The following is a 13072-nucleotide window of genomic DNA, read 5'->3' as shown; positions in this document are numbered from 1 at the left end:
ATCGAGAGGGGGTCGTGCAGGGGCGTGCGGCCGCTTCTGTGTGGCGGCTGGCCTGCGTTATCTGGTGCTGGCGCGGATGGTGACGGCCGGCTGGATCTGGACGTGTTTCGTTGTCTTTCGCCCGGCAAGCTGTTCCATCAACAGATCGACGGCGGCCTCGCCGATCACCCCGGCATCCAGGCGGATCGTCGTCAGGTTCGGCCGCAGGACGCTTGCCACCGCGCTGTCGTTGAAGCCCACGACGGAAATATCGTCGGGAATCTTGAGCCCGCGTTCCTGCAGGCATTGGTAGACCTCGACCGCGGTCTGATCCTTGTTGACAATGATCGCGTCCGGAAAGGTGTCGCCGCCGGCTTCGAAGCGATCAAACAGTTCATCCACGGCGGATTTGTTGGCGGATTCGGTCTGGGCTTCATAGACGATCAGGTCAGGATCGAAGGACCCTGCCGCGGTCATGACCTGTCGATATCCGTCAAGCCGCCCGTCGGAATCGCTGGCCAGACCAACAAGTGCTGGGCGCTTGATGCCGCGCCCGATCAGCCATTCGCACAGCATCGCCGCGGCAGAGGCGATATCGACATAGGCGACATCCAGCGCCGTCGGGGGTTTGGCCGGATGCGCCAGAACGATCGGAATGCCATGTGCCTCGATGGCTTCGACAATCCGCGGGTCCAGCGCACCAATCGAAAGCACGCCGGTATGCCGCGCATTGTGGAGGGAGGCCGGGTCCATGTCCTTTTCAAGAACGCGCACGATATTGATGCCGTATGCTTCGCAACGGGCCTCGATGCCCTTGCGCAGACCGATGTAGAAGGGGCGTGTCAGTTCTTCCTCGCTGGTCAGGAAATGGACCAGTACCAGCGATACAAGCTCTTCGGGCTTGCGCAGGCTGATCGGGTCGGTTCCGTTGCGGGCGCGCCGGCGGCGGGGGGTCACATACTGCAGCTTTTCGGCGGTCTCGATCACCAGCGTCCGCTTTTCGTCCGAGATCGACAGCGTCGGGTCGCGGTTCAGCACCCGCGATATGGTCGACTCGGCGACGCCGGTCATCTTCGAGATCTGTTTCAACGTCGCCATAGCCAAAAAGTCCGTTGTTTCCCCAGGGCCGGTTGCGCCGTGCCTATGCTTCCTTGAGCGGTTCGATGCGCGGCGGCAGTTCGCCCACTTCGACCATGCGCGCGGTCAGTCGCGCGGCAAGCGATGCGCGAACGTCCTTGTGGTCTGCGGATGCCACCAGGTTTGTCAATTCCCACGGATCGCTGTCCAGATCATACAGATGCGTTTCGCGATAGCGGTCGCTGCCGGCGTGCTCGAACGGGTTGAGGTGATCGGCCGAGACGCAGTATTTCCACTGGCCATGGCGCAGGGCCCGGCCCACCTGGCTTTCGCTGATCTGGATGAAGATATCGTTGGCCCCGTCCATGGGCTGCAGCAGGGAATGCCCCTGCATGGATTGCGGCACCTCGATACCGGCGGCGTCCAGAAGGGTCGGCGGCAGATCGGCCAGCGAACAGTTCCGCGTGATCGGGGTTTGCTTGTCGAAGCCGGGCCCGTGGAACATGGTTGGCACGCGGATCGACGCCTCGTGGCAGGATCGCTTGTATTCACTGTTGCGGGTCTTGAAATGGCACCCATGGTCCGAGGTGAACAGGATAATGGTGTTGTCGAGCTGATCCAGGGATATCAGCGCGTCGACAACCCGCCCCAGGGCTTCGTCCAGCCTTGCAACCATGCCCATGTAACCGTGGTAGTGCTCTTTGGTCGTGCCGCCCAGCGTGCCCAGATCGGGCGGGTAGGAGACGGCGCGCGCGGCCAGTCGTTCCTCATAACCGACCGGCGCAGGGTAACTGTCATGCTGGTTCTGATGATGCGGTTCCAGGAACGACAGGAACATGAAGAACGGATCGTCGCGCGGTTCAGCCAGATAGCGGATCGCGGCGTCGGTCAGGGCATCGACACGATAGCCGGGCAGGTCATGGGGGTTTCCATCGCTGTCATACAGCGTGGTCTGATAGGGCCACGAGGTGAATTCAAGAATGTTGGAGGCCAGCCAGTACTTGTAGCCGCCCTGCTGCGGCTTTTGGACGGGTTCGCCCTCGGCCAGATGCCATTTGCCGATATAGGCGGTGTCATACCCGGCAGCGCCAAAATAATGCGCAAGCGTCTGTTCGCCGTCGGGCAGCGGGATGTCGTTGCGATAACAGCCCGTGGCCGTCGGATAGCGCCCGGTCTGAAAGATCGACCGCGCCGGCCCGCAGACCGGCTGTGCGGTGAACGAGTTGGGCACGAAGCACCCGGCCTTGGCAAGCCGGTCGAAATTGGGTGTCACGTCCAGGCCGTTGCCGTGGACGCCGACCGTATCCCATCGCTGCTGATCGGTGAAGAAAACAAGAACATTCGGCTTGCTGGACATCGTCTATTCCTTGTCAGTCTATTTCATGCCCGACAGCATGGCGCTTTTCACAAAGTGCCGTTGCGCGATCAGGTAAAGCAGGAAGCAGGGCAGGAAGAGCAGCATGCCGCCCACTGCGGTCAGGTTCCACTGCGTGAAGAATTCCTGGTTGAAGAGGGTCAGCCCGGTGGTGATCGGGCGCATGTTTTCCGATGACACGACAACCAGCGGCCAGATGAATTCGTTGAACTGGAACACGAAGGTCAGCAATGCCACGGTGGCAATCGCGGGGCCAAGCTGCGGCAGCACGATGTCAAAGAAAATCCGCGGCTCGCTTGCGCCATCAAGACGGGCCGCCGCGATCAGGTCATCGGGAATGGGCAGAATGAACTGGCGCATCAGGAAGATGCCGAAGGCGCTCATCGCGAAGGGCATGATCAGCCCGGTATAGGTGTTCAGCAGCCCGAACTTGGCGGTCATGATGTAAAGCGGGATCAACCGCACGAAGAACGGGATCATCAGCGTGGACAACAGGGCGACGAACATGAACCGTTTGCCTGGAAACTCCATCTTTGCGAACACATAGCCGATCAACGGGTCGAACAGGACGTGCAATGCCGCGATCGTTCCGGCCACGAAGAACGAGTTCAGGATGAAGCGCGCGAACGGCGCCTTTTCCCAGATCGTCACGTAGTTGGTGAATTGCAGTTCTTCCGGAATGACCACCACCTGACCCGAGAACATCTCGGCATCGCTCTGCAATGACAGTGAAATCATGTACAGGAATGGCAGAACCGACAGCAGGACGAAGAAGGCCATGACCGGATAGATCCAGATTTTGGCGGCCAACGAGTAGGTGTGTTTATAAGCCATGCGCGGGTCCTATACGTGGCGGATGTCACGGTTGAGAAGCTTGAACTGCACCCAGGTGATCAGCAGGATCAGCAGGAACATCACGAAGGACAACGCCGAGGCGTAGCCGATGTTCAAACCCTGGAACGCGGTTTCGTAGACGTGCAGCGAATAGAGCCTCGTGGCATTGGCCGGGCCGCCGCCGGTCATCAGGTAGGGCAGGGCCATTTCCTGCATCGACGCGATCATGATCACCACGGCCAGGAACAGCGTTGTCGGCATCAGCAGCGGCAGGGTGATGTCGCGAAACAGGTGGTGCCGGCGCGCCCCGTCCAGTTCGGCCGCCTGGTAGAGGTGGCTGGGGATGCCCTGAATGGCGGCGATATAGATCAGGACCGCATAGCCGATGTCCTTCCAGACCGAGACCGCCACAAGCACCCAGATCGCGGTATCGGGATCGGTCAGCCAGTATTGCGGCGGCAACCCGACCTTCAGAAGCGCGGCGTTCAACAACCCTGTATAGGGGTCTAGGATGGACTTCCACATCAGGGCAGAGATCACGAACGACACGATGTAGGGAAAGAACAGGATCGCGCGGATCGTGTTGCGGGCTTTCAGCGGGCCGGCCAGGATCGACGCCAGCCCCAGGGCCAGAAGAAGCGTGAACACGGTCGATCCCAGGGCGTAGATCATCGTGGCGCTGATCGCCTTGATCGCCAGCTTGTCCTGAAAGATGTAGAGATAGTTCTTCATCCCGGCGAATTCGGACTTGCCGATCAAGGGCTGCCCCGACCGGAAACTGGCCCAAAGCTCGATCGCGATCGGCCAGAAGAAGAACACGATAAAATACAAGATTGCAGGCAGCAGAAAGGCATAGGCCGTCAAGGCGCGTCGTTGGCGGTATGTCATGGCCTCTCCTTTCAGGTGTGGCCCCGGCGAACGGTCGCCGGGGCCGGGGTGCTTACTTGCTGGCGATGATCTTGTTGGCTTCTTCCGCCGCGACCGGCAGGACTTCTGCCGCGGGCTCGTTGGAATACAGCACTTCTTCGACCGCCTGGCGCATCACAGCATCGACTGCCGGATCGTATTTCCCGGTCAGCGTCAGGGGCAGTTGCACGTCCTTGGAATAGGGCAGGCAGGACCCGAACTGACCCAGCAGCGGGTCGGCCTGCACACGCTCATCCGCAAGCCAGGATTTCCGCGGCATGGTCATCGAGTATTGCAACGAGGTCGCGACCTCGACCTCGACATCGGTCAGGCGCTTTGCCAGATCCCACGCCATGTCGGCATGCTGGGCGCCTTTCGGAATGGCAAGCGCAACGCCGCCCTGCACGGTTGCCTGCGTCGCATTCGACAGCGACGGCGCAACGGCCCAGTTCAGGTCAGGGTTGCCGGTGCGGATTGGGTTGATGTCCCAGGGGCCGGTCAGGATCATCGCGGCGCGTTCCGAGGTGAACAGCTTTTGCGGCCCTTCATAGTCGGCACCCGCCACCGGCACGGGGGCCGCGCGGTCCTTGTGGATCAGGTCGGCCAGGAATTGCATCGCGCCGATGGTTTCCTCGGAGCCGAACCCGACTTCGCCGGTTTCGGTGTCAAAGTACTCGCCACCGTTCTGGAACACCCAGGGCCAGTAATAGAAGAACGACGAATTGGGCGCGAAGCCGAAGACACCCGGCTTGGTGGTGGCTATGGCCACCTCGCGGAATTCGTCCCAGGTGGTGGGCGGCGCGTCATAGCCTGCCTCGGCCAGCATGTCCTTGTTGTAGACAAGCGTGGCGCAGGTCAGGTGGATTTGCAGGCCGTAAATCTTGCCGTTCACGGTGTTCTTGGCAATGGCTGGGTCAAACCAGTCGCCGGGGAAATCGAACTCGGCCTGATCCCGGGCGGCCAGATCATCCAGCGGCAGCAACAGGTCCTGAAACGCGAATTCCGGCACCCAGCCGCCCGCCGTCGCCACCAGGTCCGGCGCGTTGTCGGCAGCGAAATCGGCAACCAGCTTGGTGCGCAGATCCGGCCACTGGAACTTTTCGAACTGAACTTCCCAGCCGGGGTTGTCGGCTTCGAATTGCGCGATGGCCTCAAGATAGGTGTCGTAGGCGTGTCCGGCGTTGAAATAGACCCGCAGCGTTTCGGCCGAAGCCGAAGCCGCCGTCAGCCCCAATGCCAGGGCCAGCGCAGAGCTTTGCAGCCATTGTGATTTAGACATGGTATCCTCCCAGATGTTGTCTGTCAGTTGTCGGCGTCGATTATCGAATTCGAAGTTCCGTATCCGCGTCAAAGACCAGTGCGCGTGACGGGGGAATGAGCAGACGGATGGTGTCGCCTGCCCGAATGTCGCGGCGGCCTTTCAGGTCAACGCAGAATTCCTCGCCGGATTGCAGGATTGCATAGCCATAGGTGACGCCGCCCAGTTGTTCGACCGATCGCAGCGGCAAGGGGGCTCCGTCTTCGCTGATTTCAAGATGCTCTGGCCGGATGCCGACCATGACGACCTTGCCGGGCGTCGGTTCGGTGCCAAAGTCCACACAGGCGCCATCCAGATCGGCAAATTGCAGACCGTTCGCGGTCATCGTTGCCGGCAGGAAATTCATGCTGGGGGATCCGAGAAAACCCGCGACGAACTTGTTGACGGGGTTGTCATACAACTCCAGCGGAGAGCCCACCTGTTCGATGCGTCCGGCGCGCAGAACGACGATCTTGTCGGCCAGCGTCATGGCCTCGACCTGATCATGGGTCACGTAGATCATGGTCGTGCTGAGGGTCTGATGCAGTTCCGACAATTCCAGCCGCATTCTGGTCCGCAACTCGGCATCCAGATTGGACAGCGGCTCGTCGAACAGAAAGACCTTCGGATTGCGCACAATGGCCCGTCCGATGGCCACCCGTTGCCGCTGACCGCCCGAAAGCTCGGCGGGCTTTCTGTCCAGATGATCGCGCAGACCAAGGATGTCGGCAGCGCGTTCGACTTTCTGGCTGATCGTGCTTTTGGGTTCGCGGGCCAATCGCAGTGCGTAGCCCATGTTCTGGCGCACGTTCATATGCGGATACAGCGCGTAGTTCTGAAATACCATCGCCACGCCACGCTCGCCCGGATGGCGATCACTGACGTCCTGATCGCCAATCAGGATCTGGCCATCGGTCAGGTCTTCCAGCCCCGCGATCGTGCGCAGCAAGGTCGACTTTCCGCAGCCGGACGGCCCGACAAACACGCAAAACTCGCCATCTTCGATTTCCAAGTCAAGCTCGGGAATGGCCAGGAAGGTGCCGTAGTCCTTGCGGACTGCATTCAGGGTGACGCCAGCCATTCATAGTCTCCAAAAAACTCACGATCCGCTTATTAGTAAACTTCACTGAATTTTATCAGACGTCAAGTGTTCACTTGTCAGGCATCGGAAAAGAGATTGGAAACAGGGAAATCCAAGCATAAATACAGGATGTTAGATTGACGCCTTTGGCGGCCTTATGGCCGTGGCGCGCTCAGGGTGCTGCCCGCGCCGCGCATGGCTGCGGCGGCGGTTAAGGCAATGGCCTGATTCTCGCTCGTATCGGGAATGGCATGGCCGCCGCCCTCGGGCGCCTGCTTTGCAAGGCGACCCGAGGCGCACCGATCATGTGTGTGACAGCATTCGTCGTGTGCGCCGTGCCGGGCCGCGGCACGGCGCGCAGTCCATCATCAGAACTGGAAATTCACGCCCGCGAACACGCCCCATTCCGGCTGGCCGTCGCCGCTGGTCCAGACATATTTTTGCGGTTCGGCGTAGATGTTGATGACCGCATGCTCCGTCTCGATCACTTTGCCGAGGCCCAGGCTCAGCGGCACACCGTAGCTGTCGGTTTCGAAGTTGTATGTCCAGACGCTAGCAGAGCGCAGATACCAGCCCTGGCCCAGCTGATAGAACCCGAACGGCTGGAAGGCCCCGATGTTGACGTCGTCGCGGTCCTTGTCGCCGGCCACGCTTGCCTGCCAGGTCAGCAGGTACCCCCACTGGAACTTCGGGTTGGTGGCATTGAACAGAACGTTGGCGAGCCCGACGGACCATTTGCCGGACCCCAGCTCATCCTTCGTCGCCGTGGGGGCCGTGACCTGCGGCCCGATCCCGAAGCTGATGGCCGGGTTGCCGGTGTCGAACAGGTAGGCGGCAAAAAGATTAAGATCCCCCAGCCCGGTCTGATCGCCGCTGCCGACTTCCGGAAGAGTGTTCACGGGGGCTGTGAACCGGGCCAGCCAGTTGCCGCCGAAGGCGCCGAAGGGCTGTGCATATCGCAGGTAGAACTGGTTGGCGTCGCGATCCAGGCCCTCGATCTGGCCGAAATACTGGTTCTGGAAGTTGAGCGCGGTTGTGTTGGCCAGGGGGTTGTTGGCTTCGGCGTCCGCATCCTGGGCCTCGGACGCGGTGGCCAGAAATACGGCCGCCGTCAGCAGGACGACAGAACGTGCAAGGGGCGGAAAGTCAAACATGCTGTGTTCCTTCGCGATCACATCGGATCGTCGGTTGCGACTCTGGCGGGCGTGTCTGGCAGGATACTAGGTTGTGTGCAGGCGCTGGCCAAACCAAAGTTTTGGTCCGGCAGCGTCTGGTTTGAGAAAGCTCGGGGACGGCGGCGCCAATCAGACCGTTGAGTGCGTCACCCTTGCGGGGACGCCCGCACGCGGTTGGGGCGTGCAGGCGCATCTTCGTCAGGTGGGCGGCTTCAGTTCGGCAGGACGGAACTGCCGCTGGATGTCTTGACCTCGAAGGGTCCTTCGCCGGTCGCTGCATCCACGGTGTCATACCGCCCCGGTACCGCCGTGGCCCCATCGGTGCCGGGCATGACTTCGAAGGTCATTTCAAAGTCGGTCAGCAACGAGGCCATTTGCGTGAGGACCGTCCGGTCGCCCTCGGCCCGGGCATTGCCGGCGTCGATCTGTGCGTCGATCGTCGCCTCGCCGATCATCACCGGCACAAGCTGTTCGCGGTCGATGGTCACCGTCAGATCAGCGTCGTCGGCCTGGTACCCTTCGATGTTGGTCAACGTGGCGTTGCTCAGTTCAAGGATGTACTGCTCGTCGATGTCCGGATGCACGATGTTGACGGTGAACGCGAGGTCGCCGACCTTGCGACTGTCCATCTTGACACCGACGTAGTCGAGAAACAGCCCCGTGGCCATCGCCTGGATCACATCGGGGGTCGCTGTCTCGGTCGCGGTGCCCTGCGGCAGCGGCGAGCGCAATTCGTATGCGCCTGCCAGGAAGCTGTTCCGCAGGCCCGGGTTTTCCTGCTGGTAGCCGATGGTATTGGCGGGTTCCGCATAGACCAGCTTGTTGAGTATCTCGACCGCCTGGAAATACGCACCCCCGTCGAACAGCTCCTGACCTTTCGCCATGATCGCATTGGCACCGCCCATCATTTCGACATAAAGAGGGGCGGCGTCGGCAGGGGACAGCGGGATCAGCATTGCGGGGTTCGCATCCCAGTATCCCAGATAGCGGTTGATGACGGCGCGCACGTTGTGCTGCACCGAGCCATGGTAGCCCCGGTTGAACCAGTTGTTCGCGATGCTCGCGGGCGGTTCATAAACGTTGTGGATTTCGTTGATCGTTACGCCCTGGTTGGCGAAGTGCAGCACCTGGTTGTTGAGGTTGGCGTAAAGATCCCGTTGCGCCCGCAGCACCTCCTGGATGCGGGCGTTGCCAAAGCGCGGCCAGTGATGCGAGGCGAACATGACCTCGGCGTCCTGGCCGAACATCTGAAGCGCTTCGTTGATGAACTGTGACCAGCCGAGCGCATCGCGCACCTGCGCACCGCGCAAGGTATAGATGTTGTGCATCGTCCCGGTGACGTTCTCGGCCATACACAGCGCCTTCATGTCCGGAAGATAGGTGTTCAACTCGGACGGCGCCTCGGTGCCCGGCGTCAACTGGAAGACCATCTTCACGCCGTCGATGATGTGCTCTTCAATCGGATCGGTGATTTCCATCGTCGGTGCGACAAGACCTGTCGCGCCGCTGGAGGCAGACTGGCCCAGACCCTGCGTGACATAGCCAAAGGGGCTGGCCGGCAGCAGGAAGGCATACTGATAGACCATCCAGCCCGTTTCGCTTTCGATCAGCGTCAGGTTTGACAGGTCGTAGCCGCGGACCTGGTAGATGCCGTCCATGACCTCGTACAAGCCGAACTGGGTGGTCAGCCGGGCTTGCCGTTCCAACGACGGGTGGATGCTGTCGAAGTTTTCGCCCTGTTTCAGGAAGTCGAAGCGCTCCAGATCCCAGGCGAACCCGCCCGCCTCGGCTTCGATCTGCAGGCTGTCCGGCGCCGCGATCAGCCTCTGAAATGCCTCGTCGAAGTCCTGCGTGTCGTCAAAGGGAAATCGCGCCGCGGACGGCAGAGGTCGGGCTGTCCTGAATGCCGGAGCCCGTATCGCGACCGTCATACCGGCAGTCGCGCAAGGGAGTTTGTCAGTGCGGGGGTGTGTTGCGGCCATCGGGGGATTTGGTGCAAGGGCCGTCATCGATCGCCGATGTGATCATTCGCTGCGGTCCCGTCCGGAAGGTGACCGCCGCAGTCGGGCTGCGACGGTCGTGTCGTTCAATCGAGGGCGGGTGCGGGGCGCAAGGTGCCTGCGCACTCACCAAACCCGATCCGGTACCCGTCGCCCTTGGCGACGCCGCGCAGGGTCAGGGTGTCACCGTCTTCCAGGAAGGTCCGCGTCTCTCCGGTGTCCAGGGTCAGCGGCTCTTTCCCGCCCCAGCTGAGTTCCAAAAGACTGCCGCGGTTTTCCTTTTCCGGGCCCGAAATCGTGCCCGATCCCAGCAGATCGCCAACCCGCATCGGGCAGCCGCTGGTGGTGTGATGGGTCAGTTGCTGGGCCGCAGAGTAATACATCACGCTGTAGTTCGTGCGCGACAGGATCGTTTCCGACTTGCCCTCGGGGGCGAGGCCGACCTCAAGATCGATGTCATAGAGCATCGGTCCGGGTTCCTTGAGATAGGGCAGCAGTTCCTTTTCGCGCGGCGGGGTCGAGGCGCGGAAGGGTTCAAGTGCGGCTTTGGTCACAATCCAGGGGCTGATGGTCGTCGCCGTCGCCTTGGCCTGGAACGGACCGAGCGGCACATACTCCCACGCCTGAATGTCGCGTGCGGACCAGTCGTTCAGCAGCACATAACCGAAGATCATGTCGTCGGCCTCTTGCACCGAAACGCGGCCCTTGGACGGTTTGCCGACAATGGCACCCATTTCCAGTTCCAGGTCGAAACGCTTTGAGGCCTCGAACACCGGCATGTCCATGTCCGGCGCTTTCAGCTGGCCGTTGGGGCGGGTGACGTCCGTGCCGCTGACCACAACCGAGGACGCGCGGCCGTTATAGCCGATCGGGATGTGCAGCCAGTTGGGCGGCAGGGCATTGGCCGGATCGCGGAACAGGCAGCCGACGTTGAACGCGTGATGGCGGCCTGCGTAGAAATCAGTGAACTCGGTGACGCTGAAGGGCATTTCCAGCGTGGCATCGGCCATCGCCACAAGATGCCCTTCAAGATCGGCTTGCTGCGAGGCACCTTCGGCCAGCGCCTTGGACAGATAGGCCCGGAAGCTGTTCCAGACATCAGCGCCAAGCGCCATGAAGTCATTCCATGTGCCATGGGCAAACACATCACCTTGCGGCAGGTCGAGCATGCCGGCCTGTTCCAGAGCCGTTACATCAAGGATGTGATCCCCGATGGCAACGCCTGCATGCAGGTCGCCGCCCGAAACGCGGAAGGCGCCATAGGGCAGGTTGTTGAGCGGGAAGTCGGTGTCGGGCGAATTTGCACTATCGACCCAGGAGCGGAGTAGCTGTGTCATGAGGTGTCCTTCAGGTGGCGTCGGGCTGGTTTTCAGGGCGCGCGGCATCAAATGCCGGCAATTTCAGGGCCTGCTCTTCGATCTGGAGCAGACGGGCAAAGGGCGTCAGGTCGACACCCCAGCGATGGGCATTGTAAAGCTGGGTGACAAGGCAGATGTCGCACAGCAACGGAGTGTCCGAAAAGCTGTAGGCGGGGCCTTCGGGCAGCAGCGCCTGATAGGCGTGCAACCCTTGTGTCATCCAGTGACGCATCCATTCCACGCCTTGATCGGCGCTCAACCCGTATTCGGACTTCAGGCGGTTCACGAGTTTGAGGTTGTTGACCGGATGAATGTCCGTCGCGATGACCTGTGCCGCCGCCTGCACCCTGGCCCGCAGCACCGGGTCGTCCGGCAACAAGGCAGGGTCGGGCGCGATTTGATCCAGATAGTCCAGGATCGCCAGTGATTGGGTCAGCGCGGTGCCGTCCTCCAGCACCAGCGTCGGCACGCCCTTGATAGGGTTCAAGGCCACATAGTCCGGCGCGTGTTGCGCGCCGGCGACAAGGTCCACCGGGACTGTCCGATAGGACAGCCCCTTGAGGTTCAGCGCCACCCGCACCCGGTAGGATGTGGTCGAGCGCCAATAGGAATAGAGCGTCAGCATCGCCGTCACTTCTTGCCCGGCGTGCCGTCGAACTTCTTCTCCATGTCCGCCCAGCAGTCGATGTAGTCGTCCTGCAGCGGGGCGTCCTTGCCCGCGAACTGTGTCAGTTGCTGCGGGAAGCGGGTCTCGAACATGAAGGACATGGTGTTGTCCAGCTTGTCGGGGCCGAGATTGGCGTTGGAAGCCTTTTCGAACGCTTCGCGGTCAGGACCGTGGGGCAGCATCATGTTGTGCAGGCTGATCCCGCCGGGCACGAAACCCTGCGGTTTGGCATCGTATTCGCCGTAGATGTTGCCCATCAGCTCGGACATGATGTTCTTGTGGTACCACGGCGGGCGGAACGTATCTTCCATCACCATCCAGCGTTCGCGGAACAGAACGAAGTCGATATTGGCCGTGCCGGGCTGGCCCGAGGGCGCGGTCAGAACGGTGAAGATGGACGGGTCCGGGTGGTCGAACAGGATCGCGCCGACCGGGCAGTAGTTGCGCAGATCGTATTTGTAGGGCGCGTAGTTGCCGTGCCATGCCACCACGTCCAGCGGGCTTTGACCGATCTTGGTTTCGTGGAACTGGCCGCACCATTTCACGGTCAGGGTCGACGGCACTTCACGGTCTTCATAGGCCGCGACGGGCGCCTTGAAATCGCGCGGGTTGGCCATGCAGTTGGCGCCGATCGGGCCACGGCCCGGCAGTTCGAATTTCTGGCCGTAGTTCTCGCACACGAAGCCGCGCGCGGGGCCGTCGATCACTTCGACCCGGTAGACGAGGCCGCGGGGGATGATCGCGATTTCCTTGGGCTCAAGATCAATGATCCCCAGCTCTGTCGCAAAACGCAGGCGGCCTTCCTGCGGAACCACCAGCATTTCGCTGTCGGCCGAGAAGAAATACGCGTCCTTCATGGATTCGGTCACCAGATAGACGTGCGTTGCCATGCCCACCTGGGTGTTTACGTCTCCTGCCGTGGTCATCGTCCGCATGCCGGTCAGCCACGTCAGCGGCTCGTCTGTATGCGGGATCGGATCCCAGCGGTACTGACCCAGCGAGGTCACATCCGGGTGGATATCCGGAGCCGACCGGAAATGGGGCAGGTCGATCTTTTCGTAGCGATGCGAGTGCTTGACCGACGGACGGATGCGATAGCACCAGGTCCGTTCGGGACGCACATCGGTGAAGGCAGTGCCGGACAGCTGTTCCCCATACAGGCCATAGTTGCATTTCTGGGGCGAATTCATGCCTTGCGGCAAAGCGCCGGGCAGTGCCTCGGTCTCGAAGTCGTTGCCAAAACCGGGCATGTAGCCGGGGTTTGTCAGCCCGCCATCGGCCTGAATCATGGGGTTGGTATCCGGGTTGTTCATCGCGCGTCTC

General features: G+C 61.4%; 11 protein-coding genes. All 11 read right to left on the bottom strand.

The window, feature by feature from the left end:
- Positions 1–57: 57 nt before the first annotated feature.
- Positions 58–1077: a LacI family DNA-binding transcriptional regulator gene (locus ACP15K_RS11775; protein ID WP_193142805.1), complete on the bottom strand. Its 1020-nt coding sequence runs from the start codon at positions 1075–1077 to the stop codon at positions 58–60.
- Between the two features lie 43 nt (positions 1078–1120).
- Positions 1121–2413 (bottom strand): sulfatase-like hydrolase/transferase, encoded by a 1293-nt coding sequence (locus ACP15K_RS11770; protein ID WP_424990597.1) that lies wholly within the window; start codon positions 2411–2413, stop codon positions 1121–1123.
- Positions 2414–2431: 18 nt separating this feature from the next.
- Complete coding sequence (locus tag ACP15K_RS11765; protein WP_424990596.1) at positions 2432–3265, bottom strand: carbohydrate ABC transporter permease; 834 nt, start codon at positions 3263–3265, stop codon at positions 2432–2434.
- 9 nt (positions 3266–3274) lie between these two features.
- Positions 3275–4153 carry a carbohydrate ABC transporter permease gene (locus ACP15K_RS11760; protein ID WP_424990595.1) on the bottom strand — a complete coding sequence of 293 codons (879 nt, stop codon included), beginning with the start codon at positions 4151–4153 and terminating at the stop codon, positions 3275–3277.
- 52 nt (positions 4154–4205) lie between these two features.
- The gene (locus tag ACP15K_RS11755; RefSeq protein ID WP_424990594.1) at positions 4206–5450 is read right to left on the bottom strand and encodes an ABC transporter substrate-binding protein; all 1245 of its coding nucleotides are present in this window, start codon (positions 5448–5450) and stop codon (positions 4206–4208) included.
- A 40-nt stretch (positions 5451–5490) separates the two neighbouring features.
- Positions 5491–6549 (bottom strand): ABC transporter ATP-binding protein, encoded by a 1059-nt coding sequence (locus tag ACP15K_RS11750; RefSeq protein ID WP_193142800.1) that lies wholly within the window; start codon positions 6547–6549, stop codon positions 5491–5493.
- Positions 6550–6917: 368 nt separating this feature from the next.
- Positions 6918–7703 carry a hypothetical protein gene (locus ACP15K_RS11745; protein ID WP_193142799.1) on the bottom strand — a complete coding sequence of 262 codons (786 nt, stop codon included), beginning with the start codon at positions 7701–7703 and terminating at the stop codon, positions 6918–6920.
- 233 nt (positions 7704–7936) lie between these two features.
- On the bottom strand, positions 7937–9655 hold the full coding sequence (locus ACP15K_RS11740) for an alkyl/aryl-sulfatase (protein WP_424990593.1): 1719 nt from the start codon (positions 9653–9655) through the stop codon (positions 7937–7939).
- A 155-nt stretch (positions 9656–9810) separates the two neighbouring features.
- Positions 9811–11061 carry a fumarylacetoacetase gene (gene fahA, locus ACP15K_RS11735; RefSeq protein WP_193142797.1) on the bottom strand — a complete coding sequence of 417 codons (1251 nt, stop codon included), beginning with the start codon at positions 11059–11061 and terminating at the stop codon, positions 9811–9813.
- 10 nt (positions 11062–11071) lie between these two features.
- Complete coding sequence (gene maiA / locus ACP15K_RS11730) at positions 11072–11707, bottom strand: maleylacetoacetate isomerase (RefSeq protein ID WP_193142796.1); 636 nt, start codon at positions 11705–11707, stop codon at positions 11072–11074.
- 5 nt (positions 11708–11712) lie between these two features.
- On the bottom strand, positions 11713–13062 hold the full coding sequence (gene hmgA / locus ACP15K_RS11725; RefSeq protein ID WP_193142795.1) for a homogentisate 1,2-dioxygenase: 1350 nt from the start codon (positions 13060–13062) through the stop codon (positions 11713–11715).
- Between the last annotated feature and the right edge of the window lie 10 nt (positions 13063–13072).

Origin of the sequence: Fluviibacterium sp. S390, assembly GCF_049800695.1 — a bacterium.
GTDB lineage: Bacteria > Pseudomonadota > Alphaproteobacteria > Rhodobacterales > Rhodobacteraceae > Meridianimarinicoccus.
This window is presented reverse-complemented; position numbering and strand designations above follow the sequence as displayed.

Coding starts and splice junctions, on each gene's coding strand:
- maiA (WP_193142796.1), bottom strand. CDS start 11,707: ATGCTGACGCTCTATTCCTATTGGCGCTCGACCACATCCTACCGGGTG.
- ACP15K_RS11745 (WP_193142799.1), bottom strand. CDS start 7,703: ATGTTTGACTTTCCGCCCCTTGCACGTTCTGTCGTCCTGCTGACGGCG.
- ACP15K_RS11765 (WP_424990596.1), bottom strand. CDS start 3,265: ATGGCTTATAAACACACCTACTCGTTGGCCGCCAAAATCTGGATCTAT.
- fahA (WP_193142797.1), bottom strand. CDS start 11,061: ATGACACAGCTACTCCGCTCCTGGGTCGATAGTGCAAATTCGCCCGAC.
- ACP15K_RS11750 (WP_193142800.1), bottom strand. CDS start 6,549: ATGGCTGGCGTCACCCTGAATGCAGTCCGCAAGGACTACGGCACCTTC.
- ACP15K_RS11740 (WP_424990593.1), bottom strand. CDS start 9,655: ATGACGGTCGCGATACGGGCTCCGGCATTCAGGACAGCCCGACCTCTG.
- ACP15K_RS11755 (WP_424990594.1), bottom strand. CDS start 5,450: ATGTCTAAATCACAATGGCTGCAAAGCTCTGCGCTGGCCCTGGCATTG.
- ACP15K_RS11770 (WP_424990597.1), bottom strand. CDS start 2,413: ATGTCCAGCAAGCCGAATGTTCTTGTTTTCTTCACCGATCAGCAGCGA.
- hmgA (WP_193142795.1), bottom strand. CDS start 13,062: ATGAACAACCCGGATACCAACCCCATGATTCAGGCCGATGGCGGGCTG.
- ACP15K_RS11760 (WP_424990595.1), bottom strand. CDS start 4,153: ATGACATACCGCCAACGACGCGCCTTGACGGCCTATGCCTTTCTGCTG.
- ACP15K_RS11775 (WP_193142805.1), bottom strand. CDS start 1,077: ATGGCGACGTTGAAACAGATCTCGAAGATGACCGGCGTCGCCGAGTCG.